Raw genomic sequence first — 26,062 nt, 5'->3', positions numbered from 1 at the left:
AATGCAATTGAGATCTCAGCAGGATTTGGATCACTCCATGGAGCGCTTGCTGTCGCTTGATGATCGACTGCAAAATGTTCGAGATGCCTGCTTGCCCGGTCCGATTGCCTTGCGCCAACGAGAGAAAGGATTGGCGGGTTTGCTGGCCATTGTTCTGGCTCAGCAGGTCTCAGTTGCCTCTGCCCGCGCAATTTGGGGGCGGTTCAGCGAGGCATTTCCTGACTGTGATGTGGACGTGATTGCTGGAACGAGTGATGAGGATTTGCGTGCATTATCTCTATCCCGTCCCAAAGTACGCACGGTGAGAGCCATCTGCACCGCGCTTCAGGACGGTTTTGATTTGGCAGCTTTGGTCGAGATGCCGGGGGACGAAGCGCACGCCAGGCTTTGCTCATTGCACGGAGTTGGCCCATGGACGGCAGATATCTATTTGCTGTTCTGCCTTGGTCATCGGGATATTTTCCCGGCAGGAGATTTGGCTTTGCAAGTGGCTGTGGGGAAGGGTTTGGGTCTGGCAGACAAACCAGACGCCAAGTCAGTTGCTAGAATCGCGAGCGATCGTTGGACGCCGGAACGCAGTGCAGCGGCGCATCTTTTCTGGGCTTATTATCACGCCCTGAAAGCAGGGCGTGACGGTGTTCTGTAAGGCTTTAACTATTGTTTTAAAGCGAGCTCTTATCCGAAAAGTGCTGCAACTTTTCGGGAACACTCTCTAGGCGTTTTTCTTGATGACTTTTTCAAGAAGGCGATCTGCATAGAGAGCAGGTGCCAAAGCGCCGATCAGCGCAATGACTGCCAGAATGCTGGAAGCAACCACATTCCAGCCTGCAAAGGACAGGCCGAACATGCGCCAGGAGGCGGTGTTGCAGCTGACAATCTTGGTCTTGTTGATCTGGGCCAGCAGATCGGTGGCGCTTTCAGTGATTGCTACGCCGCCACCACAATCATTGGGGCCGAGCCAGAAATCCCATTCCGCACCGGCTTGATAGACACCAATTCCAGCGCCATAGAGAATCACGGCGGCTAGCGCCAGAAATGTGATCCTAATCAGAGTGGCGGGCCATTGACGCCAGGCGGCGAACAAAAGCGCAAGCGAGAAGGGGATCATGGCATAATGCGGCTCACGCTGGGCAAGACAGAGCTTGCAAGGTACATAGCCGCCAATGTGCTGAAAACCCAGAGCGCCCGCGAGCAGAGCAATTGCGCCCAGCAACAAAAGAAGGGCTGCCAGTTTCTGAGTTGTGCCGGTGGATTGGGTCAGTGCCATGATTTGCGCCTTATAAACAAACTTCGTGCTGCTTTTATCGCCGCCTATTGCAGCAAATATTTGGCAGCGACAAATCCACCAATCAATAAAACCATCGCCCCTGTGAATACAAGGCCCAGACGCCGCTCTATAAAGTCGCGGATAGGAGGGCCAAGCCAGTAGAGAAGCGCTGCAAGAATGAAGAAGCGCAGGCCTCTTGCGACAACGGATGCCAACGTGAAGACGGTGATTGGCAGGCCGGTTGCACCGGATGCAATGGTGATCACCTTGTAAGGGAAGGGGGTGAGACCTGCGATCAGAACGATCCAGACGCCCCATTCGTTGTAGCGATTGGCAAAGTCTGAGAATTTGTCGGCATAGCCATAGAATTGCAGGATCGGCTGAGCGACTTGATCAAACAACAATGCGCCAATGGCATAGCCAAGCAAACCACCAAGCACGGATGTGATGGTACAGATGAAGGCGTAAATCCATGCTTTTTGGCGCTTTGCGATCACCATCGGGATCAGCAGCGTATCAGGCGGGATCGGGAAAACGGAACTTTCGATGAAAGAGACTGACCCCAAGGCCCAGCTGGCTCTTGGTGATGCCGCCAGCGACATGGTCCAGTCATAGAGTTTTCTCAGCATCTGCTCTCTCTTTCCTTGATCCGTTAATTCTGAGTTGCCGGGTAATCCGTGATCGCCCTTATCTAGAGCGCATTCCTGAAAAATTGAAGTACTTTTCGGACAAGAATTCGCTTCCAAAGATTAAGTTCAAGCCTTTTCCGTGCTTCAACAATCATGGGAAAGGCTTTAATGCTTGATGCTGTCCTAGCAAAGGGGAATGGTGGAATTGTTAAGGGAGCGATAAATCGTGTTGAAGATATGACAATTGCGCTCAATATCTGTTGACGGGGCGCAAAAAGTTTCTATATTCGCTCCTCACGTGCCCCTGTGGCGGAACTGGTAGACGCGGTAGATTCAAAATCTGCTGTCCACTGGACGTGCCCGTTCGAGTCGGGCCAGGGGCACCATCTTTCCTTGAACATGGATAAATTCAAAAGGCTCATGAATATTGAGCTTTTCGTCTATTTCAGAGCATCATCCAGAACATAGCTGAACACTTGATACCCCAGCACATGGTATTCGGGTATGGTTAGGGATGCTGCACCCCTGCGCTCAGACAATATCTCCAATGGCTTTATGGGGTTGGTCGGACGGATTATGATGGTCGGTAGGTGCTAGGGGTGGCACCGGTCCAGCGCAGAAAGGCCCGGTGAAAATTCGCGGCAGATGAGAAACCTACCTCTTGGGAGATTTGTTCAATGCTCTTGCGACCGTTCCTCAGGCTACGGATGGCCATATCTCTGCGAAGGCCATCTTTGATGGCTTGAAAAGACGTACCATCCTCTTCCAATCGGCGCATTAATGTTCTCGGAGTCATATTCATTTCTTTGGCTGCATCAATAAGGCCACATTGCTCCCAACCGGACCGGAAGAGAAAATCACGCACACGCAGAGACTGTTTGTGTTCGTGAAATGCGGTAAAGATCCAGTCTCTGGGAGCTCGTGTAAGGAATTGTAGTAATTCAGCCTTGCTGCGGGGGGTGAGATGTGCCGATGTGTCTGGCTCGAAGGTAATGGCCGAAAAAGATGCATTAAAGGAAACCGAAGCGGGGAAGATGATCGAATAATCCTCAGCAAAATCGGGGCAATCAAACGCAAACTGTACCGCCCGGACAGGCACCTCCCGGCCAGCCAGCCAAGACAGTAGTCCGTGGCTTAATTTCAAGATCAACATATGGCCAAAACGCTGTATTGATTGCCGCTCTTTCGACATTAGCCTTAGTGTGATCAGATCGCCCTTGTCCTCCAGATCAAATTGATAATCGTCGAGCAACAGGTTCCAGAATGTCACAAAACGGAACAAAGCTGAGGGCAATGAGGACGCCTCGCGAACTGTCGTCAAAAGATGCTGCAAAGCCCTTGCGCGAATAGGCCGACTCCAAAGTCCCATCATTTCGTCTTCTGTTTCGACCGCTGCAATCTGATATAGACGCACGATCTGATCAAGGGTCACTCGTGTGGTTCCTTGAGATGAACGGCTTGGAAAACCTGATCGATAGAGAAAAGAGTCGAGCTCATCCTCCGAGCAATAACCGCTCAACGCATCAAGCCAATCGCCAATGAATTGAGAGGAAACAGTCGCAAGATTTACAGGATCGGACATGGACATAATATCCAATTAATAAGCATATTTTGTCACTTTTGGAAAGTAGGATGTCCAAATATGAGCTTGTTTTGGCCTTTGAAACCTTTCTATTGTCAATAAGAAACAATCTAGAGGTATGCAAGATGGCGTATGATGCACCGATGAAAGATATGCTATTCAGTCTTGAATATCTGTCAAACTGGTCCGATGTCGGTGATCTTCCTCATTATTCTCATGTGGATCATGATGATATCCGGGCGGTTCTTAAAGAGTTTGCACGCTTCTGTTCCGAGTTGATTGCTCCTCTCAGTTCTATTGGTGACGAGGTTGGTGCTCAACTCGTCGACAACAAGGTGGTTCTGCCCGAACCATTCGGTATTGCTTATCAAGAATTTGTCAAAATGGGCTGGCAGCGTCTTACACATTCTGTCGATTATGGAGGAATGGGGTTTCCCGGAATAGTCGGAGCTGCAGCAACAGAAATGCTGAATTCTGCTGACCTGAGCTTCGGGCTCTGTCCTCTGCTAACCGATGGGGCAATCCATCTATTGGATGCTCAAGGCTCGAAGATGCAGAAGGATCGATATCTGCCCAAACTCATTTCTGGGGAATGGTCGGCTACCATGAATCTGACCGAGCCGCAGGCTGGTAGTGATCTTGGGCGGATTTGCTGCAAGGCCAAGCCGGTTGAGGGCGAAGTTTATCGGATCTTTGGCACCAAGATTTTTATTACCTATGGCGATCATGAACTCTCGGACAACATTATCCATTTGGTATTGGCTCGCACCCCCGGTGCAGCACCAGGATCAAAGGGCCTCAGCCTCTTCATTGTACCTAAATATCTGGAGAGCGCAGATGGTACATATACCAAGTGCAATGACATTCAATGCTCAAGCCTTGAACACAAACTGGGAGTGCGCGCCAGTCCCACTGCCATTCTGGAATATGAGGGAGCAAAGGGCTATCTGATCGGTGAGGAAGGACATGGTCTCACCTATATGTTCGTGATGATGATGAACGCCCGTTTTGCTGTTGGTATGCAGGGCGTCGCCATTTCTGAACGTGCCTATCAGCAGGCATTGGCCTTTGCAGCTCAGAGAATACAAGGCCGCGCGCTTGATGGTTCTGATTCTGTTGCAATCAAACACCATCCGGATGTTCGGCGTATGCTCATGCGAATGAAAGCTTTGACTGAAGGTTGCCGAGCCCTGGCTTACTCGTTGGCAGGTTGGATGGATCTGGGCAAATATGGGGAAGATACGCAAAGGCCTCTTGCACAATCACTGGCTGAATTTCTGGCGCCACTCGTCAAGGCCTATTGTACTGAAAAGGCAGTAGAGATCACCTCACTAAATATTCAAATCCATGGTGGCATGGGGTTTGTCGAGGAAACTGGTGCAGCACAACTCTATCGAGATGCACGTATATTACCCATTTATGAAGGTACGACGGGCATTCAGGCCAATGATTTTTTGAGACGCAAGATATTGCATGATGGAGGCGGAACAGCCTGCGAATTTGCCAACTTGGTCGCCGAGACCGAGCGGCTTTTAATGACAGGCAGTATCAAGGCGAAAAAGATTTCTGTTCAATTGCAAACCGCACGGAAGTCTTTTGAGACTTCTTTGGATTGGCTTCTTGAAACTGCCCCTAAAAACATGAATGCAGCTTTTTCTGGTGCACATCCATTTCTGATGCTTACGAGCAATTTAGCCACTTGTTGGCAGCTAGGGCGCTCGGTTTTGGTGGCTGAAGCAAAAATTCGAAGTAATGAAGACACTGAATTCATGACCAGCAAGGTTACCACCGCTCTCTTTTATGCTCAGCATGTGCTGGTTGATGTGATGGCGGATGGTGCGCGGGTCATTGCAGGGGTAGATAATTTGATAGCTGCCAATAACAGTGCTGCTTAACAGAAATCAATGCCCGGCAAAGATCTGAAAAATTGAAAGGAAATATCCCATGCATCATTACAAGGAAATTAATGCAAGAGGGAAGCTGGCTATTCAAGGGCATGACAATGGAGTGCATGTAATATCGCTCAATCGTCCTACCAAACGCAATGCTCTTGATCTTGAAACCATTGAAGATCTGGTGACTTTCTTTAGCACAGCCCATCAGAATGGTGTAAGGGCGGTTGTCTTGCGTGGAGAAGGCGATCACTTTTGTGCTGGGCTTGATCTTATCGAACACTGGAAAGAAGATCGTAGTCCGGACGAGTTCATGCATGTTTGTTTGCGTTGGCATGAAGCGTTCAACAAGATGGAATATGGCGGTGTGCCGGTTATTGCTGCGCTCAATGGTGCGGTCGTTGGAGGCGGGCTGGAGTTGGCCAGTTCAGCTCATGTGCGGATCATGGATCAGACCACATACTTCGCGCTTCCAGAAGGACAAAGAGGCATATTCACGGGTGGGGGGGCTACTATTCGCGTCTCCGACCTGATTGGCAAATCGCGGATGATCGATATGATCCTCACCGGCCGGGTTTATCAAGGCCAGAACGCGGTTGATCTGGGCCTTGCACAATATATCACGGAAGGTTCCAGCTATGAGATGGCCCTTGAGTTAGCCGATAAGGTCGCTGCAAATTTACCACTTACCAACTTTGCTATTTGCTCGGCCATTAGCCATCTCAACAATATGTCTGGAATGGACGCAGCTTACGCTGAAGCGGTAGTGGCAGGTGTCGTGAATACCCAACCGGCCGCCCGTGCTCGCCTGGAGGCTTTTGCCAACAAAACCGCCGCACGGATACGCCCGAATTCATAAGGGACTGGTAACAAGAGGAAACTAGGATGCAGCAACATTTCGATGTATTTGACAAAGGTGACGCAAATTTTGTGAATCTTTCACCGGTTTCTTTTCTGGAACGAGCTGGCGATGTATATGGCGATGTGATTGCTGTTGTTCATGGAGAGGTTCGGCGGACTTGGAAACAGACCCATCAACGGACCTGCCGTTTGTCTCAAGGTTTGTCGGATCTTGGGGTGGTGAAAGGAACCACCATCAGCGTACTCTCGGAAAACTGCCCCGAATTATTGGAGTTGCATTTTGCGATACCTGCTACGGGTGGAGTAATCTCCACTCTCAATATTCGTCTGGAAGCTGAAAGTATCGCCTATATCCTTGCCCACTCCGATAGCCAATTTGTCTTTGTTAGTGAAAAGATGAGACCGTTGTTGGAAAAGGCTTTGTCCTTGTCCGGAGCCTTGCTTCGTATCATACAGATTGGTGGGGATGATGATGATTATAGTGATCTTCTATTGGCCGAACCTGTTGATCGGCTTAGCTTGCCTTCTGATGAGTGGGATGCCATTTCACTCAATTATACATCAGGAACATCAGGAAGACCCAAAGGTGTGATCTATCATCATCGAGGGGCTTATTTGATGGCGTTGGGTACTGTTGCTGCGTGGCAGATCTCGGCGCGACCGATTTATTTGTCAGTTGTCCCTATGTTTCATTGTAACGGATGGGGGCATCCTTGGATGCTGGCAATTGTTGGCGGTACCATTGTGTTTAGTGATACCAATCATCCCGAGATGCTGTTTGACTTTATGAAGAGGGAATCTGTGACTCATTTTGGTGCAGCTCCTGTCGTATTGAAGATGATGGCTGAAAGCGAGGCAGTCCCAGCGCAGCCTTTTGAACCGCGCATCAAGGTAATGACCGCCGGAGCGCCACCGCCGCCATCCGTTCTGGAAGCGACAGATGCTCTGGGTATGGATGTGATGCACGTCTATGGATTGACTGAAACCTACGGTCATGTCTCTCAGTGTTTGCCTCAGGAAACATGGGCGGGATTGACGCCAGCAGAAACTGCTGAGCGTCGATCGTGGCAGGGCGTGCGGTTTCCTATGGTGGAAGCTATCGAAGTATATGACAGACAAGATGGCACCAAGGTCCCGAGAGATGGGCAAAGACAAGGGGAAATCGCCATTCGCGGCAACACGGTAATGAAGGGTTATTACAAAGATCCAGCAGCAACAAAAGAAGCATTTAGAAACGGGTATTTCTGGTCAGGCGATGGAGCAGTCATTCATTCAGATGGGTATCTTCAAATTCGTGACCGTTTGAAAGATGTGATAATTTCCGGCGGTGAAAATGTCTCATCGGTAGAGGTTGAAGCTGTGCTTTATAGGCATCCTGCTGTTGCCGCTGCGGCGGTCGTAGCCAAGCCTGATGACAAGTGGGGAGAAGTCCCCTGCGCATTTGTGGAACTTTGCGATGATGCTGAAATAGATAGTGAAGAGATCATTGCCTTTTGTCGTGAGCAATTACCGGGTTTCAAGACGCCCAAAACGGTTGTTTTCCGCGATCTGCCGATAACATCAACCGGGAAAATCCAGAAATTCCATTTGCGAAATTTAGCGCGAAAACTCGACATGCAATAGCGTGTCAGGGAATGTATTTTCGGTTTTGTTTTCTGTGAAAATACCTCCAAAAATGCTTCGAAACAAAGACTTGTATCGAAGCATTTTTTAGTATGCAGGAAAGAGGATGCTCGCCTGCCGCCAGAAAGCCTCTTCAGCATTTCTACTCAGGAATTCTGGCGAATCTGTATCATTGAGCCGCAATTGCGATCAAGACTGACCAATTGCTCAGAGCGGAAAAACATTTGTCTGTTTCACGACGCTATAAATGAAGCTGGTGTCGATCGATCCAATATCATTGATTTTATGCAATTTGTTTCGAATGAATTCTTCATAGGCATCAAGGCCGGATACCATCACCTTTAAGAAATAGTCCGTTCCTCCGGTTAACATGAAACACTCCAGAACCTCATCAAGTTGCTGGATGCGGTTTTCGAACTGTTTAACGGTCTCATCATCGTGTTGTTTCAAACGAACATGAACGAAGGCGGTGATAGGGAGGCCATATGTGTTTGGATCTACCTTTGCACTGTAGCCGGTGATCGCACCCGATGATTCCAGATTTCGTAACCGACGCAAGCACGGGGATGGTGACAAGCTGACTTCTTCGGCAAGCTCCAGATTTGTCATTCGGCCATTGCGCTGAAGTGCGCGAAGAATTTGGCGATCTTTGCTGTCCATTTAGCATTCCTTGGCATTTAATGCCAACTGTCTTTCATATTTGGGTATAAAAAGCAAGTTATCGCCTCTCCGAGTGTGGGATGCTTGGGCAATATGATTGCAGGAGTACCCATCATGACTGTCGACAAAGGTTTCGCAACACGTGCTATCCACCATGGCTATAACCCCCAGGACCATGACGGTGCATTGACACCACCGATCCATATGACCTCGACCTTTGCATTTGAGGATGCCGAAGCAGGGGGTGAGATGTTTGCAGGAGAGCGGGAAGGGTATTTTTATTCTCGGATTGCGAACCCTACCTGTGTGTTGCTGGAGAAGCGCATGGCAACCTTGGAGGCGGGTGAAGCTGGACTTGCAACGGCTTCAGGTATGGGTGCTATTACATCGGTGTTTTGGTCATTGATCAGTTCAGGAGATGAAGTGATTGTCGACAAAACTCTCTATGGGTGCACTTTTGCCTTTCTGACCCACGGTCTTACCCGATTTGGCGTCAAGGTTACGGTTGTGGACATGACGGATCCTGCGAATTTGCAGGACGCGATCAATGATCAGACCAAGGTTGTGTATTTTGAAACCCCCGCCAATCCCAACAACCGCCTGATTGATATTGCGCAAATCTCCAATATTGCACATCAAGTGAATGCAAAGGTTGTTGTCGATAACACCTACGCTACTCCGGTTTTGACCCGTCCTCTGGAACATGGTGCAGACATTGTAGTGCACTCGGCGACCAAATATCTCGGCGGTCACGGAGACCTCGTAGCAGGTATGGTGATCGGTAGTCATGAGGATATTGCAAATATCAGACTTGTGGGTGTCAAGGATATGACCGGAGCCGTGATGGCTCCAATGACAGCAATGCTGGTAATGCGTGGCCTGAAAACCCTTAGTCTTCGAGTTGCACAGCATTGCAAATCCGCAACCCAGATTGCTGCGGCTCTTGAACAGCATCCAGCGGTCGTCAAAGTTTATCATCCTTCCTTGGACAGTTTTGAGCAAAAAGCCTTGGCGATGCGTCAAATGTCGAATTTTGGCGGGATGATTCCATTTGAGGTGGTCGGTGGGAAAGAAGGCGGCATTACCTTCATGAACCGACTGTCAATGATCCAGCGGGCGGTCAGCCTGGGTGATGCCGAAAGCCTTATACAGCATCCCGCCAGCATGACCCATTCTACCTATACCCCGGAAGAGCGCGCTCAGCATGGCATTGGAGAGGGACTTATTCGTCTGTCTGTGGGGCTGGAGAATGTTGAAGACATTCTTGCCGATCTGATGACGGCGCTTGATGCACACGAAACAGTTTTAGTCTGAAAAGCAAGATCATTTCTCAGATAGGAGAGTCATATGTCGAAGTCCAATATTCGCGGAGACAGTTCTAGCAATATGTCTACCCTTGCAGCAGACAAATGGTTGAACTCACTAGAGCGGAAAAGACAGACGGGGCCATCTTTTGGTACGGATCATGTTGGGGAATTGGGTTTATCCACGCGGGCAGTTCATGCGGGAACGCATGATGATCCAAGAACTGGTGCAGTTGGTACCCCCATCTATCAGACTTCAACATTTGTGTTGGATACCGATCAATATGAATCTGTAGAAGGCGGATACGCACGAGATCGCTTCATCTACAGCCGTTATGGCAATCCCTCTCAATGGGCAGTCCAGGAAAAGCTGGCTGCTCTCGAAGGGGCCGAGTCGGCAATTGTCTTCAGTTCTGGCATGGCGGCGATCACGTCAGCGGTTCTGGCGTTGGTTGACAAGGGCGCGCATGTGGTCGCTGCAAGTGATCTCTATGGTGGAACCTATAATCTGTTCAATCAGGAATTTCCGTCTTTAGGCATGTCTACCACTTTGGTCGATTCTTATGATCTGGACGGTATCGAAGCTGCCATTCAACCAAATACTCAACTGTTATATTTTGAAGTCATCACCAATCCTGTGCTGAAGGTGGTAGATATTCCTCGTTTGGTGGAGATTGCGCGCAAGTACAATCTTCGTCTTGTGGTGGATTCAACTTTCGCGCCACCTCCTGTTATGCGCCCATTGGAATTGGGCGTGGATTTGGTGGTCCATTCTGCGTCAAAATACCTCAATGGTCATTCTGATCTGATCGCAGGTGTTGTAGCTGGCCCACGCAAATTGGTGGATGTAGTTTGGCCTCGGTTATTGAATTATGGAGGATCGCTTGATCCTCATGCCTGCTTCCTATTGGAACGCGGTCTAAAAACGCTTCCAATCCGCATGCGTGCCCATGAAGAGAGCGCAACTGCGCTCGCTAAATTCCTTGAGAGCCATCCTCAGGTAGAGGGTGTCCTCTATCCCATGTTGCCGAGCCATCCGGATCATGAGAGAGCCAGGAAACTGATGAAAATGGGTACAGGAAATGTGACCTTCTTCGTCAAAGGTGGGGATCAGGCTGCATTGCGTTTGCTGGACTATCTCAAGCTGCCAAAACAGGCGACCAGCCTTGGCGGAGTTGAAAGCTTGATCAGCCTTCCATTCAACTCGTCTCAGGCAACCATGACCTCCAGACAACGAGAAGATATTGGAATTCATCCTGGATGCGTCCGACTGTCGGTCGGGATCGAGGATGCCAACGATCTCATTTCCGACTTTGATTATGCCCTCAACGCAATCGCCAAACATAATAAGGAAGCAGCAAATGCGTAACGCCATTCCTACCGCCGCTCTTAGTGAGTTTGTCAATGAAGTTTCAGATAGTCCTGAAGAGGGTGTGATGAACTATGGAATCGAAATTGATTGGGAAAGTGGTACTCGATCAAATATATCGACAAAACCAATGATGGTAGGCCCCCATCGTGTGAACCGATCCTTTTCCTGGAAAGCGGATGAACCACGTCAGTTGATGGGAAACAATCACGGACCAAATCCTCAGGAGCTTCTGCTATCTGGCTTGGGATCTTGCATGATGGTCGCTTTTCTTGCAGGAGCGAGTGCTGCAGGGATCCAGCTGGAATCCGTAAAAATAGATTTTGACGGTGAGCTTGATTTGCGTGGCTTTATGGGAATTACCACAAACACCCCTGTTGGGTTCCCGCAAATAAACTACAAAATTCATGTAGCCGGGAATGGTACGCCCGAGCAGTTTGAAGAACTGCATCGCAAAGCAATCGCTCACAGTCCCAATGCTCAGACGGTTATCAATCCAGTACAGTTGATGGGTGAGATCATCAGCACAACGGTCACTGACTGAAGCCCAAATTCAAATAATAATTAGGATTAAGCCTATGCAAACTCGTTCGCAAAACCCTCAAGCAGATATCGATCCAGCTGAAACACAGGAATGGCTTGATGCTCTCATCAGCACCAAGGAAGCCGCAGGAGATGAACGTGCACAATTCATCCTCAAGGCGCTTGAAGAGACAGCTCGTGTGGAGGGATTGCTAACGGGAGAGCAGCCTTATTCCTCATATAGAAATACGATCTCTGTTGAACAGCAGGGATCGTATCCGGGCAACTTGGAAATTGAAAATCGACTGACATCGATCATTCGCTGGAATGCTTTGGCGACCGTGGTCCGGGCAAACGAAGCCTATGGCGGCTTGGGGGGGCATATTGCGAGCTATGCCTCTGCAGCGGAGATTTTTGAGGTTGGTTTCAACCACTTTTTCAAAGCCCGTACGGATGAGTTTGGTGGGGATCTGGTCTATTATCAGCCACATTCTGCACCTGGCATTTATGCGCGAGCCTATCTTGAAGGACGCCTGAGCCGTGAACAACTGGACAATTATCGTCAGGAAGTAGCAGGCAATGGCCTGTGCTCCTATCCGCACCCCTGGTTGATGCCGGATTTTTGGCAAGTTCCCACCGGATCTATGGGAATTGGTCCGTTGAGTGCGGTCTATCAGGCACGATATATGCGGTATCTTCAGGCACGTGGTCTAGGCAATACCGAAGGCCGCCATGTCTGGGGTGTTTACGGTGATGGAGAGATGGATGAACCGGAATCGATTGCTGGTTTGACCCTGGCCGCCCGCGAAGGTCTTGATAATCTGACCTTCATAATCAATTGCAACTTGCAGCGTCTGGACGGTCCCGTTCGTGGCAATGGCCAGGTAATTCAGGAATTGGAATCTCTGTTCATCGGAGCTGGCTGGAATGTGATCAAGGTTCTCTGGGGATCTGAATGGGATGAAATTTTCTCCCGTGACAAGGAAAATATCCTTTTAAGCCGCTTTGCAGGAACCGTGGATGGCCAATATCAGAATCTGGGTGCGAAGGATGGCGATTATAATCGTGAGAAATTCTTCAATGCCGATCCACGCAGCGCCGCCCTTGTGGAACATATGACCGAGGCGGAGATCAACAATCTCAAGCGTGGTGGCCATGATTTCCGAAAGCTATACGCGGCGTTTGCTGCTGCAAAGGCTCACAAAGGGCGTCCAACGGTCATCCTCGCCAAAACGAAGAAAGGTTACGGCATGGGTGGTGCTGGTGAATCGCGCATGATTGCCCATCAGGCCAAAAAATTGGACACCGATGCACTGTTCCAATTCCGCGACCGTTTTGAACTGCCCATGACAGATGAAGATGTCGAAAACATGCGCATCTTCACGCCTGATGCCGATAGCGAGGAAATGCAATATCTCCACGAGCGTCGCAAGGTTCTTGGTGGATACATGCCAGCCCGCGTTCGGAAGGCGCCGGAGCCGGCATTGGCCAAGGTTCCAGATATTACGAAATATGCCAAATTTGCGTTGGAAGCAAATGGCAAGGAAATGTCGACGACCATGGCTGTCGTACGCATGATGGGCGGAATGCTGAAAGACAAAGCATTCGGCCCGCGTCTGGTGCCTATTGTTGCAGATGAAGCGCGCACATTTGGAATGGACAATTTGTTCCGCCAAATCGGGATTTATGCACCTGATGGTCAGCTTTACGAGCCGGAAGATGCAGGCTCAATGATGTATTACAAAGAAGCTCAGAATGGCCAGCTTCTTGAAGAAGGCATCACCGAAGCGGGAGCATTGTCGTCCTGGACTGCTGCAGCGACATCCTATTCACTACATGGCATGCCAATGCTGCCGATCTATATCTATTACTCGATGTTTGGCTTCCAGCGCGTTGGTGATTTGATCTGGGCTGCAGCTGATCAACGGTCTCGCGGTTTTCTTTTGGGTGCAACAGCTGGACGGACTACTCTTTCAGGCGAAGGTCTGCAGCACCAGGATGGGTCTAGCCATTTGATTTCAGCGACTATTCCAAATTGCCGAAGCTATGATCCAGCATTTGCTTATGAGCTTGCCGTCATTATGGATCATGGCACCAAGCGAATGATGGAAGAGCAGATTGATGAATTCTATTACATCACGGTGATGAATGAGAACTATGCGCAACCATCATTGCCCAACGGGAGCGAAGAAGGGATTATCAAAGGTCTCTATAAGGTCGACGAGAATGGGAGTTCCGACACTAAGGCAAAGGTCAATCTGCTTGGTGCGGGTACCATTCTGCTGGAAGTAATTGAGGCAGGTAAAATCCTAGAGGCTGAATTTGATATTGCTTCCGATATCTTCAGTGTCACCAGTTTCTCGGAATTGTCGCGCGATGCAGAGCAGATGGAGCGGCTGAACCGTTATGAGCCGCAAGAAAAACCTCGCACTTCACATTTGCAAGATACTCTTGGCACCCAAATCCCAACAATTGCTGCAACTGACTATGTGCGTGCCGTTCCACAAATGATTGCACAATATCTCCCTCAGCGTTTTGTTGCCCTTGGCACCGACGGATTCGGACGTAGTGATCAGCGAGAAGCTTTGCGGGCTTTCTTTGAAATGGATCGTCAGAATATTGCACTTGCAGCAATTGAAACGTTGGTCCGTGAAGGCAAAATCGATGCAGACGTGCAAAAGCAAGCCATTGAAAGGTTTGGAATGAGCGCGGGCAAGCCTGCCCCTTGGACTGTGTGAGAAAGCGAAGACAATGACAAAGAAAATTGAATTGCGTGTACCCGATATCGGCGATTTCAATGATGTTCCTGTGATTGAGCTTCCGATCACGATCGGTGATCAAATCGTGGAAGACGACACCATTCTGGTGCTCGAAAGCGACAAGGCAACTTTGGATGTTCCTTCTCCGACTGCTGGCACCGTAGCCGAAGTGCTTTTAGGGGAGGGAGATACAGTTTCAAAGGGAGATTTGATCGCTCTGTTGGATGCAGTGGACACTGCCGGATCGGTACCAGTATCGGACGCTGTTCCTGAGACAAAGGCCGAACCAGACAAAGTGGTCGAAATTGTTGCCTCTGAAAAAGGGGCTGAAAGCCCTACTCCGAAGCTTTCGGATTCTCTTCCATTGCCCGGTCCCATGTCTGGCAATATGGTTTATGCCTCCCCGTCCATTCGCAAATTTGCGCGTGAATTGGGCGTAGATATTAGTCAGGTAAGCGGAAGCGGTCTCAAAGGGCGTATCACGCGCGAGGATATTGCAAACTGGATTAAGCAAGCGCTGCAGACTTCGCCTTCCTCACCAACAAATGCCGGCCCCGGACTTGGTCTGGAATTGCCGGACTGGCCTTCTGTCGACTATGCCAAATTTGGTCCGGTGTCCCGTCAGAAACTCTCGCGTATTGCGAAGATATCCGGTCCAAGCCTTGCGCGCAATTCCGTGATCATTCCTCACGTGACGAATTTTGAGAGCGCCGACATTACCGATTTGGAAGCCTTCCGCAAGCAGGTAAATTCGGAAGCAAAAGAAGGCGTGAAGATGACAATTCTGGCCTTCGTGGTAAAAGCCGTTGTCGCAGCTCTAAAAGAGTATCCGAAATTCAATAGTTCATTGGATGGTGATGAGCTGGTGATGAAGGAATATTATCATATCGGTGTAGCCGCTGATACGCCTGATGGTTTGGTGGTTCCTGTTGTTAAGGATGCCGATCAAAAGAGTTTGAAAGAGATCGCGGCGGAAATGGGTTCTCTTGCTGGTCAAGCGCGTGAAGGCAAACTCAAACCAATTGATATGCAAGGTGGCACCTTTACAATCTCTTCCCTTGGTGGAATCGGTGGTGAAAATTTTACCCCAATCATCAATGCACCGGAAGTGGCCATCTTGGGTATGGTGCGCTCAGCAGTGAAACCAGTATGGGATGGAGAGACCTTCCAGCCCCGGCTGATTCAACCAATGAGTCTGAGCTGGGATCACCGTGTGGTTGATGGTGTTGCAGCAGCCCGTTTCCTCAAAACTGTACAGACGATCCTTCAGGATTTCCGTCGAATTAACCTGTGATTGGAGGAAACCATGACAGTTAAGGTTGAGATTCCGGATATTGGCGATTTTTCTAATGTCCCTGTCATTGAGCTCAATGTCTCACAGGGTGACGTCGTTGAGATTGATGAACCTCTTTTGATGCTAGAAAGCGATAAGGCAACTTTGGAAGTCCCGGCACCAATTGCGGGCAAAGTTACCGAAATTTTGGTTGCAGAGGGAGACCTTGTGAGCAAGGGCTCTGCGATCATGATGCTTGAGGCAGCAAAGCCAACGGAAAATGAAGCTGCTACGCAAGAAGCATCCTTGCTCTCTCAAGGGGTAGAACCAAATATTGCTTCTGATCCGGTTGGCACTGTTCCATCCGAGAAAATGGCGGATTTGCCTCGGAGTGACCTCCATGCTGATACGGTTGTCGTGGGAGCTGGTCCCGGTGGCTATAGTGCAGCATTTCGTGCTGCGGATCTGGGGCAATCAGTCATTTTGATCGACAATGGTGACACTTTGGGCGGCGTTTGTCTCAATGTCGGCTGTATTCCCTCCAAAGCATTGCTGCATATCGCAAAGGTTATGGATGAGGCAGAAGAGGTTTCGGCGCATGGTGTAGACTATGGCACACCGAGTTTTAATCTCGATAAGGTTCGAGATTGGAAAAAAAGTGTGGTTTCTCGCTTGACCGGGGGCCTGAAAGGTCTCGCCAGAAAGCGTAAGGTCACGACTATTCAGGGATTTGGTACCTTTGGCGGTCCCAATCAGTTTGTTGTTTCAACTGCTGAAGGAAAGAAGACTGTATCATTCCAAAATGCGATTATTGCTGTCGGTTCCTCTCCTGTTAAATTGCCGTTCATTCCAGAAGACCCACGTGTGATTGATAGTACAGGCGCTTTGGAGCTGGAGGATATTCCAAAGCGTTTGCTGGTTCTGGGTGGCGGAATTATCGGAATGGAGCTGGGGCAAGTGTATCAGCGTTTTGGTTCACAAGTTTCCGTTGTAGAAATGATGCCACAAATCATTCCAGGAGCGGACAAGGATGTGATTGCTCCCTTGATGAAACGGGCTTCCTCCCGTTTCAAGGAAATCATGCTCCAAACGCAGGTAACTGCGGTTGAGGCAGCTGCAGATGGTCTTATCGTAACCTTCAAAAAAGGCGAGGAAACCCGTAGGGAGGCCTATGACAAGATTCTGGTCGCCGTCGGGCGCGCGCCAAATGGCAAAAAAATAGCAGCTGAAACTGCTGGAGTTGCTGTTGATGAGCGTGGGTTTATCAAGGTTGACAGGCAGATGCGAACAAATATTCCGCATATTTTAGCCATTGGTGATGTTGTCGGGCAGCCAATGCTTGCCCATAAGGCTGTTCATGAGGCACATATTGCTGCGGAGGTCATAGCAGGCCATAAGGCAGCCTTTGATGCTGCAGTGATACCCTCAGTTGCCTATACCGATCCTGAAGTTGCTTGGGTCGGTTTGACGGAAAATGAAGCAAAAGAGCAAGGGATCATTGTCAAGAAAGCTGTGTTTCCCTGGATGGCGTCTGGCCGTTCTCTCGCAATGGGCCGTGACGATGGGCTGACAAAGTTGCTCTTTGACCCAAAAACCAAACGGATTCTTGGTGCAGGAATTGTAGGGCAGAATGCTGGAGATCTGATTGCAGAGGTTGCCTTGGCAATCGAGTTGGGAGCCGATGCAGAGGATATTGCACTGACAATTCATCCTCACCCGACTCTCTCGGAATCCGTCGGCCTCGCCGCAGAAGTCTTTGAAGGCACAATTACGGATTTGTGACCAAGGTTAAACGCTCACAAAAGAACCGGTCTGCTGCCGATTGGCCGCAGACCGGTAATCAATGAGCATGTTTTTCATATAATATTACCTCTTTGGTCCCTTCCCAAAAATCAATTTACCCTTTCGCATCGACCTTCATCCTGATTATAGGCCAACGCCAGACGGCTATTTGGTTTACGAATGCCTGGTCGTTTTCGCGATCTGCAAATGCAGATATATCGACGATCGAGAAATATATTAAAAATTATTATATCGATTTATTACTTCTATAATAAGTAATTTTACTGCGACATATTTTCTTTATATTCAATTTTTATTTTGATTTGGCATCTTCTGCTAATATAGCGCTTCCGAATTACGCAATTAGCAAGCACCTGCCAATGAAATTCTGACATAATAATAAGCGACATAAATAAGGAAATAATGTCATGTGTTGGAAAATCAAAGAAATCATCAATAATAAAAAACCGGCAATAACCCAGCATCCATACCCATTGCTTTGTTACATCTAGGTAAAACCCAAAATTATTAGACAAAACATAATATCTAATAATTGGATGAACATCTAAAGCGAAAGATAGACGGCCAAATTAAGTATAGTCATGCCTGCGATGGAATTATACTTATAGCCAAAAGCACGTCCTGACCTAATCTCTCGCAATATCAAATAGCAAGACTAACAAGATCCCACCAATGGGCTTCGGGAAAAATCAATGGGACCGCTAAAATCAATCTGGAACTGGTTTCGTAAACCCAGTTCAACCTGGGGAACGGGCATACTGCTCGTTGCAGGTGGAGTTGCTGGCGTCATTTTCTGGGGTGGATTTCATACCGCCATGGAAAAGACAAACAGTTTGGGATTCTGCATTTCCTGTCATGAGATGGAAGATACCGTTTATCAGGAATATATCAAGACCCCGCATTATTCCAACCCGTCCGGAGTTCGAGCAATATGTTCTGACTGCCATGTTCCTAGAGAATGGCAGCATAAAGTTGTTCGCAAGATACGCGCCACCAAAGAACTTTATTACAAGTTTATCGACCCAAGCATAGACACGCCTGAGAAATTTGAAGTCAAACGACTGCATCTTGCAAAAAATGTCTGGGCCGAGATGGAAAGCAATAACAGTCGCGAATGCAGAAACTGTCATTCCTATGATGCCATGGCCTTTGATAAGCAGCATGAAAAGGCTGCCAAACAGATGAAGGCGGCCAAAGAACGTGGCGATACCTGTATTTCCTGCCACAAAGGCATCGCGCACAAAATGCCAGACATGTCGAGCGGCTACAAGCTGGTCTTTGAAGAGCTAGAAGCAAAGGCGAAGGATGACGGTGCCAAAGCAAGTGAGCTTTTTACTTTGACCGAGATGCCGTTTTGGCTCGATAGGGACAAAATTGACCAAGGTCGTGGTGATGGCCTCCTGATTTCAGCGACCAAACTTGAGGTGCTGGAAACAAGTGGTGATGCTCGCAAAGTGCGTATTTCCGGCTGGCGGCAAAAAGGAGCCGATCGCATATTCTATGAATTGATGAGCCATCGAATCTTCACCGCTACCTTGTCACCCAAAGCGCTTGAACAAGTCAAATTGGGTGAGGAAAAAACTGATCCGGAAACGGAGCTGGTTTGGATACCGGTCAGTCTCGATGCCTGGGTCAAAGCGGAAAAGCTTCTTGCTGATCGTGAAGAATTGTGGGGACTGGCTGAAGAAATGTATACCGCTTCCTGTACCACCTGTCACGGCAAACCAGCCGCAGATCACTATCTGGCCAACCAGTGGATTGGTGTCATGAAGTCCATGAAGCGTTTCATTTCCCTCAACAAGCAGGAATATCGGTTCGTTCAAAAATATCTCCAGCTGCATGCCTCGGATACCGGTGGAAACGGACATCATTGACGGTCTTCCGCGATCCAACGATCACGGCACTTACAACAACTGGATTCAATCGAACGTCGCGACATGATCCGTCAAGAGCTCGCCACGATGTTCATACACGCTGAGAACCATCGTTATGGAAAAAATCCCAGTCCCAACCGCTTCAGAAAAGTCGGAAATCTATCTTCTTTTTTCCGAACTGTTTGCCCGGGAATTAACCGTAGAAAATATAGAAAATCTTGCAAATCTGATCAATGAAGGCGTCTTGAAACTGGCAAAAATGCCACTCATGCGTCCCATGATCGACGCCATTTCCTTGATGGCTGAAAATCCGAAAGAAACAGAAAGAGAATTGGCAGCGGTCTATGCATTTCTGTTTCTTGGGGTTGGAGGTCGGAACAGTGTTCCACCCTATGAGAGTGCCTATGGAAGCTCTGAGGGACGGCTTTGTCAGGAACCGTTCAGCGCAATGCAGCGTGAATTGGAACAATTGGACATGCATATAGTTCAAGATTTTCCTGAGCCACCTGATCATATTTCCATTGAGCTTGAAGTTGCGTCCATATTGGCCGCAAGGCAGGACCAGCCAAAGCATTTTGAAGCTTTCCTGGAGGCTCGGCTCAAAGGTTGGATAGGTGAGTTTGCCACCAGATGTGCGCGATCCGATCGGCATGGCTTTTATGCAGCTTTGGCAGGAGCAGTTGCTGGTTTTGTCGAACTGGACCTAAACCAATTCTCCGAGGCTGCCTGAGCCTTGGAACGGACTAGATCAACCCCAATCCTCACTCGGAAAATATGTTTTCCGGGTACCGAACGATCAGTGTAACTGATCAAACCAAAAGGAAACCAAGGAGGACTATGATGGCTAAAACAAACGGTTTATCCCGCAGATCATTCCTCGGCACAACAGCAGTCGCTAGCTTAGGTGCGCTGTTTGGACCTTCGCTTCTCGGCTCTGGTGTCGCCAGAGCGGCAAATGGTGAGGTACTGACCGGTTCTCACTGGGGTGCTTTCCGCGCGACTGTAAAAGATGGTCGCTGGACCTCTGTTCGAGGGTGGGAGCACGATCCATATCCAAGCTCACAACTGGAAGGTGTCATGGATTCGGTCTATTCCCCGACCAGGATCAAATATCCTATGGTTCGGCGCGCTTATCTTGAAGGTGGTCCGGGAGCATCCCCGGAAACCCGAGGAATGGACGACTTTGTCCGCGTTAGCTGGGACAAGGCGCTTGATTTGGTGGCAAATGAAATCAAACGTGTCCAGAAAGAACATGGACCAGAAGGTTTGTTTGGTGGTTCATATGGCTGGTTCAGTCCTGGTAAATTGCATAATGCCAGAACATTGGGACGTCGCATGCTCAATGGATCAGGTGGTTTTGTAAGTCATATTGGCGATTACTCCACGGCTGCCTCCCAGGTGATCATGCCCCATGTGATGGGAACATTGGAAGTATATGAGCAACAAACGGCATGGCCAGTTGTTGTCGAGAATACCGATATTCTGGTTATCTGGGGAGCCGATCCCTATGTCACCAATCAGATTGGTTGGGTTATTCCAGACCATGGTGGCTATAAAGGTATGGAGGATTTCAAGAAAACCGGTAAGAGAGTTATTTGCATTGATCCAATCAAAACGGATACATGCAAATATTTTGATGCCGAACTGATTTCGCCCAAACCTCAGACCGATGTAGCCATGATGCTTGGAATGGCTCATACACTGCAATCGGAAGGCCTGTCGGATACCGATTTCCTTGAAAATTATACAACGGGTTTTGACAAATTCCTGCCTTATCTAATGGGTGAGACAGATGGTCAGCCAAAGTCGGCAGAATGGGCCTCTGAAATCTGCGGCATCGAAGCCAAGCTCATCAAGCAGCTCGCCCGTGATTTCAAAGAAAATCGCACGATGCTGTCTTCCGGTTGGTCCATGCAACGCATGCATCATGGTGAACAAGCCCACTGGATGTTGGTAACATTGGCTTGCATGCTGGGCCAGATTGGTTTGCCCGGCGGCGGTTTTGGTTTGTCCTATCACTATGCAAATGGCGGTTCCCCATCGGCGTCAGGCCCGAAAGTTTCCGGTATTTCTGATGGTGGCAGACAAGAGAGCAAATGGGCATCCTCAAAACCATCCAAAGCTGCCACTGCGTTGCCGGTGTCCCGACTGGTCGAAGCGCTTGAAAATCCAGGCGGCGAATTTGATTTTAATGGCAAGAGGCAGATATTCCCGGATGTTCGTTTGGTTTATTGGTCCGGCGGCAATCCATTCATGCATCACCAGGATCGAAACGGTATGCTGAAAGCTTGGGAAAAAGTCGAGACCTTTATCGTCAACGATTTCCAATGGACTGCAACAGCGCGTCATGCAGATATTGTGCTGCCAGCAACAACTACCTATGAGCGTAACGATATTTCCATGTATGGCGACTATTCGGCCAATGCGATCATTGCCATGAAGAAAGTCGTCGAGCCAATGTATGAGGCACGCAATGACTTTGATATCTTTGCAGAGATTTCCGAACGCTTAGGCAGTCGAGAATTCTTCGATGAAGGCAAAGATGAAATGGCATGGATCCGGCAGTTTTACAAAACTGCTTATGATCAGGCGGACTCCTCCGGCATTGATATGCCTGATTTCGATGCCTTCTGGGAAAAAGGCCATGTTCTTTACCCCATCACTGATGAAGGTAAAAATTATGTCAGATATGGAGACTTCCGCGAAGATCCATTATTGGAGCCTTTGGGGACGCCATCTGGATTGATAGAAATCTATTCTCGCAACATCGAGAAAATGGGTTACGATGATTGTCCCCCACATCCAATGTGGATGGAACCATTTGAACGCCTTGATGGCCCCGATGCCAAATTCCCACTTCACGTAACGACAAGCCATCCGAAACATCGTCTGCACAGTCAATTGTGTGGCACCAAACTGCGCGAAAAATACACTGTCGCAGATCGTGAACCATGCCTGATCAATCCAGCAGATGCGAAGGCGCGTGACATCGTTGATGGAGATGTGGTTCGAGTCTTTAACGACCGAGGACAATGCCTTGCAGGTGCTGTAGTCACAGATGACATCCGAAAAGGTGTGATCCGGGTCTGTGAAGGTGCATGGTATGATCCGGTCAAAACTCCTATGGGAAAATTGTGCTCCTATGGAGACATCAACAATCTGACCGATAATCGCAGCACCTCCAAACTGGCGCAGGGCAATTGTGGGCATACTGCGATTGCTGATGTCGAGAAGTTTAAGGGTGATGTGCCAGCTGTGACGGTCTTCAATACTCCGGTTAATGGTTGATACAGGTTCTCCACGACAAGGTTATGGCAGCAGATCCCTGTCGCCATAACCAACAAATTTTAGAAGAAGAAGAGGGGGCACGCCCCCTCTTCATGGATAGAACGAAAGCAAGGCAGACGGCTTGTTCTGAATCTGATTGCAAAAAAGAGTAGGTGGGTTTCGGTCGCTGACGAGTTCAAGGCGCGATACGACGTCCAGAGACCATATTGATCGTGGGTAATGCGACTGATTATCAGTCAATCTGCAAGATATCGGTATGGTTTGAGGTAGCATGTTTCACTTGGTACCAGCATCGCATTATCAAGATCGAAAACTTGGCCTCCCATTTTTGACAAGATCCACAAAGGTGAACCGGTCGAAGTCGGGAGCGGTGGGGATCGCGCATTCTGACACGACTGGTTCAATCTTCTTGTTGCAAACAACCACATGGAAGCAAGAATGAAACTCAAAGCTGCCTTTATGGGATTGGTCTGTTGTTGCCTGACCGCATTAGCATATGTGGGCTGTGGGGTAGCCATGGCGAGAGCATTTGATGAAAAGGTTGTTTATCCGGTTTCTGATATTGCCATTTTTAAAACCAATCAGCCCAATGCAAAAGCAATCGGCTTGTTGACGGTCGGAGCCAAGCTGATCTTGCTGAAACAGCAAGGGTCCAAAGCAAAGATCAGAATTGAAGGCTGGTATCAGCATGGTACCAAGCGAGTGCTATATGCAGTACAGGGAAGGCGGATCCTTGATCTGGCTATTAAGAAAAAAGCAGCGGTTTCGATTGTTGAGAAGGAAGCCAGTACCGATCCTGAAACAGGCCTTGTCTGGCATCGAGCAACATTGGATGGCTGGGTCGCAAGCAACATGTTAACGACCGATGCCGAAGCAATATGGGCGCGTGCCGATAAGCTTTTCAGCATGAAATGCACCGCATGTCATGAGCGTCGTGTCCCTGGTCGATATACTGCAAACCAATGGACCTCGAATGTGAAAGCCATGGCTTCAAGAGCTGGTTTGTCGAAAAAAGAGCGAAATCTGATAATCAAGTTTTTGCAATATAGATCCAAAGACATGCAAGAACACAGAGTAAATTGATCAGTTGCATAAACGACGGATTGGGTGCGATCCTTTGCAGCGTTCCTTGCCCCGAACCATTCGTCCTGCAGCCCATGCTCACTCAATGCTAATTGCCTGGTCATGACGCCGATTGGAGTGGATTTCTTGTCTTTTGATGGCATCAGCCAAGTTCTGGAAAGGCTGCTTTCTTTTTGATCGTGCCATAAACAAAACAGGTATCGATGGTTACAACACCCGGTATGGGGTGCAGGCTCCTTCGAATAAAGTTTTCATAAGAAACCATGTTTGGAACCACCACCTTCAATTGATAGTCCATCGGACCGGTTAACAAGTGGCATTCCAATATTTCATCGATATTTTGAATTTTCTGCTCAAATTGTTTCACACCATCCTTGTTATGGCATTCCAGTTTGATACGGACAAAGACAGTTTCCGACAGCCCGTACATTACTGGATCCGCATCTGCCGAATAACCACGTATTGCGCCAGATTTCTCAAGATTGCGAATCCGGCGTAAACAGGGGGAGGGAGACAAATTGACTAGATCTGCGATCTCAGAATTGGTTTGACGTCCGTTTTCCTGTAAAGCCCGTATGATCTGGCGATCCTTGACGTCCATTTGCACTCTCCGCATCCAGTGAACACCATTGAACATTATCATAATCAGATAATGGAGGCGAGGTGAGCAAAGGGAGAGGTCGGTCAATCTAAACATAAAAATCTTTGTTCACAATGGCATGGTTTTCATGCATTCCTTCAATTCCAATGACAGACGTCCCTCCCATCAATAACGTGCAATCCACTGGCGACCAGTACGGGATGCAGAGATGGTCAACATAAAAGAGCGTTTTTTGTTTTGACATTTAATGCCAAATTTTATTTCCAAATGCATGATTTGTGTCGAAATTTAATTGAAAACAGGAGAATTTGGCACATATCGCTTTGTCGATCCCGCTAGGATTCTAGCGCCGGGATGTTGAAGAAGAAAAGAGCACGAGAGGACATGTGGTGCTGTCAGGTTTCTCAACATCCGGGTAGTTAATAACCTGGCTGGGACCCATGAAAATGGAGAGGGAGATTCCCTCATCTATTAGATATTGTATATCTTTTGTACTTGTCTGAAGGAAATTTGCTTGTTTCAAGCAAGGGTATTTTCAAACAGGTATAGAGATAAAAATCACTCCCGGCCAGATGCAGCAAAAACTGGCAATTCTATAAATGAGCAGGGAACTTGTTCCTGAAACTCATTATATTTGGGAGGAAATAATGTTTCGGAAAATTCGCAAAACCCTCGTAAGTGCGACCGTGCTTGCAACCTTGGCAGTTCCTGCTGTGGCTGCTGATGTCACTTTGAAATTGGCAGGAACCCTACCAGAAGCGCATGCCAGCAATCGTGTTCTCGAAGATATGATTGCTGAAATTGAAGGGGCAAATGTAGGGATTGATATTAAGTTTTTCCCTGCAGGGCAGCTTGGGTCTGGTGAAGAATTGTTGGATGATGCCAAGTTTGGCAATGTAGATATGGTGCATGCCAGTGTTTATGCTGTCGCTGACCCCCGTATTGATTTCCAAAGTCTTCCATTTCTTGTTGGTGGCGCGGACGACATTCGCAAAATCACCCAAAACCCGAATGCTGAATATAACAAGCTCTACACAGAGATTCTTGAGCAGCACGGCATCAAACACTTGTCTACTGTCGTCGAAGGGCTGATTGGAGCTGTTGCGACCAAAATGCCTGCAAATCCGCGTGGTATTGGAAACCAGAAAACAACCCTCCGTGTCTGGAGTTCCCAGTTGGCGAAATCGACCATGGATCTTCTGGGCTATCAAACAACTACCATGAACTGGGCTGAGGTTTTCCCCGCTGTTCAAGCTGGCACAATTGATGGAGCGATCTGTTGTACTCCTGAACTTGCTTACACTGCTTTTGCTGCCAGTGATGTTGGGAGCGTTTATCTCGACTATGCAGCCTTCACCGAGAATCAGCTCATTTATATGAATGGCGGAAAATGGGCGAAACTATCCGAGAAACAGAAGGAAGTTATTCAGACAGCTGCAAGCAAAGCAGCAAGACGTATGTCCGATGAAGCCTTGGAGCGTACCGATGTGATCATGGGTAAGCTCAAGGAAAAAGGCTGGGAGATTGTCACATTCACCCCAGAGGAACGCGCCGCAATCAAAGCTGTCGTAAAGGAAAAAATCTGGCCATCTGTCGCAGATGTCATTGGTCAGGATTTTCTTGACCGACTGAGCAAGTAAAACATCAAACAAATATTCGCGCTCAGGTCGTT

General features: G+C 48.5%; 20 protein-coding genes and 1 tRNA gene. 16 read left to right on the top strand and 5 right to left on the bottom strand.

The features are described from left to right. Position 1 precedes the first annotated feature (1 nt). The gene (locus CRO57_RS23240) at positions 2–646 is read left to right on the top strand and encodes a DNA-3-methyladenine glycosylase family protein (protein WP_170956229.1); all 645 of its coding nucleotides are present in this window, start codon (positions 2–4) and stop codon (positions 644–646) included. Positions 647–712: 66 nt separating this feature from the next. On the opposite strand, the gene CRO57_RS23235 is transcribed toward CRO57_RS23240, so the two are convergent. Both CRO57_RS23235 and CRO57_RS23230 read right to left on the bottom strand, forming a co-directional pair. Beyond that, a complete protein-coding gene (locus CRO57_RS23235) occupies positions 713–1,267 on the bottom strand; it encodes a disulfide bond formation protein B (RefSeq protein ID WP_097155920.1) in 555 nt (184 codons plus the stop codon). 44 nt (positions 1,268–1,311) lie between these two features. Further along, the gene (locus tag CRO57_RS23230) at positions 1,312–1,896 is read right to left on the bottom strand and encodes a YqaA family protein (RefSeq protein WP_097155919.1); all 585 of its coding nucleotides are present in this window, start codon (positions 1,894–1,896) and stop codon (positions 1,312–1,314) included. A 300-nt stretch (positions 1,897–2,196) separates the two neighbouring features. Here CRO57_RS23230 and CRO57_RS23225 point away from each other — a divergent pair. Continuing rightward, positions 2,197–2,282 (top strand) — tRNA-Leu (locus CRO57_RS23225). A gap of 188 nt (positions 2,283–2,470) precedes the next feature. Here CRO57_RS23225 and CRO57_RS23220 read toward each other — a convergent pair. Beyond that, on the bottom strand, positions 2,471–3,478 hold the full coding sequence (locus CRO57_RS23220; RefSeq protein WP_210200990.1) for a helix-turn-helix transcriptional regulator: 1,008 nt from the start codon (positions 3,476–3,478) through the stop codon (positions 2,471–2,473). 143 nt (positions 3,479–3,621) lie between these two features. Between CRO57_RS23220 and CRO57_RS23215 the strand changes: the two genes are divergently transcribed. Genes CRO57_RS23215 through CRO57_RS23205 form a run of 3 tightly spaced genes read left to right on the top strand, consistent with a single transcriptional unit; the run spans position 3,622 to position 7,854 of the window. After that, entirely contained in the window at positions 3,622–5,373 is a 1,752-nt protein-coding gene (locus tag CRO57_RS23215) for an acyl-CoA dehydrogenase family protein (protein ID WP_280176211.1), read from the top strand. A 49-nt stretch (positions 5,374–5,422) separates the two neighbouring features. Further along, on the top strand, positions 5,423–6,229 hold the full coding sequence (dmdD, locus tag CRO57_RS23210; protein ID WP_097155917.1) for a methylthioacryloyl-CoA hydratase: 807 nt from the start codon (positions 5,423–5,425) through the stop codon (positions 6,227–6,229). A gap of 26 nt (positions 6,230–6,255) precedes the next feature. After that, positions 6,256–7,854, top strand: a complete 1,599-nt coding sequence (locus CRO57_RS23205) for an AMP-binding protein (protein WP_097155916.1) — start codon at positions 6,256–6,258, stop codon at positions 7,852–7,854. Between the two features lie 207 nt (positions 7,855–8,061). On the opposite strand, the gene CRO57_RS23200 is transcribed toward CRO57_RS23205, so the two are convergent. Continuing rightward, positions 8,062–8,514 (bottom strand): Lrp/AsnC family transcriptional regulator, encoded by a 453-nt coding sequence (locus CRO57_RS23200; RefSeq protein ID WP_097155915.1) that lies wholly within the window; start codon positions 8,512–8,514, stop codon positions 8,062–8,064. A gap of 114 nt (positions 8,515–8,628) precedes the next feature. Here CRO57_RS23200 and CRO57_RS23195 point away from each other — a divergent pair, with 114 nt between their 5' ends. The 10 genes from CRO57_RS23195 to CRO57_RS23150 all read left to right on the top strand — a co-directional run bounded on the left by CRO57_RS23195 (position 8,629) and on the right by CRO57_RS23150 (position 23,789). Next, entirely contained in the window at positions 8,629–9,828 is a 1,200-nt protein-coding gene (locus CRO57_RS23195; protein WP_097155914.1) for a methionine gamma-lyase, read from the top strand. 33 nt (positions 9,829–9,861) lie between these two features. Then, entirely contained in the window at positions 9,862–11,187 is a 1,326-nt protein-coding gene (locus CRO57_RS23190) for a trans-sulfuration enzyme family protein (RefSeq protein WP_097155913.1), read from the top strand. After that, positions 11,180–11,731 (top strand): OsmC family protein, encoded by a 552-nt coding sequence (locus tag CRO57_RS23185; RefSeq protein ID WP_097155912.1) that lies wholly within the window; start codon positions 11,180–11,182, stop codon positions 11,729–11,731. The genes CRO57_RS23190 and CRO57_RS23185 overlap by 8 nt, the downstream gene beginning before the upstream one ends. A 34-nt stretch (positions 11,732–11,765) precedes the next feature. After that, on the top strand, positions 11,766–14,447 hold the full coding sequence (gene mdeB / locus CRO57_RS23180; protein ID WP_097155911.1) for an alpha-ketoglutarate dehydrogenase: 2,682 nt from the start codon (positions 11,766–11,768) through the stop codon (positions 14,445–14,447). A gap of 13 nt (positions 14,448–14,460) precedes the next feature. Next, positions 14,461–15,762 carry a 2-oxo acid dehydrogenase subunit E2 gene (locus tag CRO57_RS23175; protein ID WP_097155910.1) on the top strand — a complete coding sequence of 434 codons (1,302 nt, stop codon included), beginning with the start codon at positions 14,461–14,463 and terminating at the stop codon, positions 15,760–15,762. 12 nt (positions 15,763–15,774) lie between these two features. After that, positions 15,775–17,523: a dihydrolipoyl dehydrogenase gene (gene lpdA / locus CRO57_RS23170; RefSeq protein ID WP_097155909.1), complete on the top strand. Its 1,749-nt coding sequence runs from the start codon at positions 15,775–15,777 to the stop codon at positions 17,521–17,523. 713 nt (positions 17,524–18,236) lie between these two features. Next, the gene (gene torC, locus CRO57_RS23165) at positions 18,237–19,418 is read left to right on the top strand and encodes a pentaheme c-type cytochrome TorC (protein WP_097155908.1); all 1,182 of its coding nucleotides are present in this window, start codon (positions 18,237–18,239) and stop codon (positions 19,416–19,418) included. Positions 19,419–19,533: 115 nt separating this feature from the next. Continuing rightward, positions 19,534–20,148 carry a TorD/DmsD family molecular chaperone gene (locus CRO57_RS23160; RefSeq protein WP_097155907.1) on the top strand — a complete coding sequence of 205 codons (615 nt, stop codon included), beginning with the start codon at positions 19,534–19,536 and terminating at the stop codon, positions 20,146–20,148. Positions 20,149–20,258: 110 nt separating this feature from the next. Further along, positions 20,259–22,706 (top strand): trimethylamine-N-oxide reductase TorA, encoded by a 2,448-nt coding sequence (torA, locus tag CRO57_RS23155; RefSeq protein WP_097155906.1) that lies wholly within the window; start codon positions 20,259–20,261, stop codon positions 22,704–22,706. Positions 22,707–23,144: 438 nt separating this feature from the next. After that, on the top strand, positions 23,145–23,789 hold the full coding sequence (locus CRO57_RS23150; protein ID WP_141401326.1) for a hypothetical protein: 645 nt from the start codon (positions 23,145–23,147) through the stop codon (positions 23,787–23,789). A gap of 142 nt (positions 23,790–23,931) precedes the next feature. On the opposite strand, the gene CRO57_RS23145 is transcribed toward CRO57_RS23150, so the two are convergent. Further along, on the bottom strand, positions 23,932–24,390 hold the full coding sequence (locus tag CRO57_RS23145) for an Lrp/AsnC family transcriptional regulator (RefSeq protein WP_097155904.1): 459 nt from the start codon (positions 24,388–24,390) through the stop codon (positions 23,932–23,934). 647 nt (positions 24,391–25,037) lie between these two features. Between CRO57_RS23145 and dctP the strand changes: the two genes are divergently transcribed. Further along, positions 25,038–26,030: a TRAP transporter substrate-binding protein DctP gene (gene dctP / locus CRO57_RS23140; RefSeq protein WP_170956228.1), complete on the top strand. Its 993-nt coding sequence runs from the start codon at positions 25,038–25,040 to the stop codon at positions 26,028–26,030. The last annotated feature ends 32 nt before the right edge of the window (positions 26,031–26,062 follow it).

The sequence above is a fragment of the Cohaesibacter gelatinilyticus genome (assembly GCF_900215605.1).
Lineage (GTDB): Bacteria > Pseudomonadota > Alphaproteobacteria > Rhizobiales > Cohaesibacteraceae > Cohaesibacter > Cohaesibacter gelatinilyticus.
Note: the sequence above shows the minus strand (reverse complement) of the source record. Positions and strands in the feature narration are given on the sequence as shown.

Coding starts and splice junctions, on each gene's coding strand:
- CRO57_RS23160 (WP_097155907.1), top strand. CDS start 19,534: ATGGAAAAAATCCCAGTCCCAACCGCTTCAGAAAAGTCGGAAATCTAT.
- torC (WP_097155908.1), top strand. CDS start 18,237: ATGGGACCGCTAAAATCAATCTGGAACTGGTTTCGTAAACCCAGTTCA.
- CRO57_RS23220 (WP_210200990.1), bottom strand. CDS start 3,478: ATGTCCGATCCTGTAAATCTTGCGACTGTTTCCTCTCAATTCATTGGC.
- torA (WP_097155906.1), top strand. CDS start 20,259: ATGGCTAAAACAAACGGTTTATCCCGCAGATCATTCCTCGGCACAACA.
- CRO57_RS23195 (WP_097155914.1), top strand. CDS start 8,629: ATGACTGTCGACAAAGGTTTCGCAACACGTGCTATCCACCATGGCTAT.
- dctP (WP_170956228.1), top strand. CDS start 25,038: ATGTTTCGGAAAATTCGCAAAACCCTCGTAAGTGCGACCGTGCTTGCA.
- CRO57_RS23230 (WP_097155919.1), bottom strand. CDS start 1,896: ATGCTGAGAAAACTCTATGACTGGACCATGTCGCTGGCGGCATCACCA.
- CRO57_RS23215 (WP_280176211.1), top strand. CDS start 3,622: ATGAAAGATATGCTATTCAGTCTTGAATATCTGTCAAACTGGTCCGAT.
- CRO57_RS23145 (WP_097155904.1), bottom strand. CDS start 24,390: ATGGACGTCAAGGATCGCCAGATCATACGGGCTTTACAGGAAAACGGA.
- CRO57_RS23240 (WP_170956229.1), top strand. CDS start 2: ATGCAATTGAGATCTCAGCAGGATTTGGATCACTCCATGGAGCGCTTG.
- CRO57_RS23185 (WP_097155912.1), top strand. CDS start 11,180: ATGCGTAACGCCATTCCTACCGCCGCTCTTAGTGAGTTTGTCAATGAA.
- CRO57_RS23175 (WP_097155910.1), top strand. CDS start 14,461: ATGACAAAGAAAATTGAATTGCGTGTACCCGATATCGGCGATTTCAAT.
- CRO57_RS23235 (WP_097155920.1), bottom strand. CDS start 1,267: ATGGCACTGACCCAATCCACCGGCACAACTCAGAAACTGGCAGCCCTT.
- CRO57_RS23205 (WP_097155916.1), top strand. CDS start 6,256: ATGCAGCAACATTTCGATGTATTTGACAAAGGTGACGCAAATTTTGTG.
- CRO57_RS23150 (WP_141401326.1), top strand. CDS start 23,145: ATGAAACTCAAAGCTGCCTTTATGGGATTGGTCTGTTGTTGCCTGACC.
- CRO57_RS23200 (WP_097155915.1), bottom strand. CDS start 8,514: ATGGACAGCAAAGATCGCCAAATTCTTCGCGCACTTCAGCGCAATGGC.
- mdeB (WP_097155911.1), top strand. CDS start 11,766: ATGCAAACTCGTTCGCAAAACCCTCAAGCAGATATCGATCCAGCTGAA.
- dmdD (WP_097155917.1), top strand. CDS start 5,423: ATGCATCATTACAAGGAAATTAATGCAAGAGGGAAGCTGGCTATTCAA.
- lpdA (WP_097155909.1), top strand. CDS start 15,775: ATGACAGTTAAGGTTGAGATTCCGGATATTGGCGATTTTTCTAATGTC.
- CRO57_RS23190 (WP_097155913.1), top strand. CDS start 9,862: ATGTCGAAGTCCAATATTCGCGGAGACAGTTCTAGCAATATGTCTACC.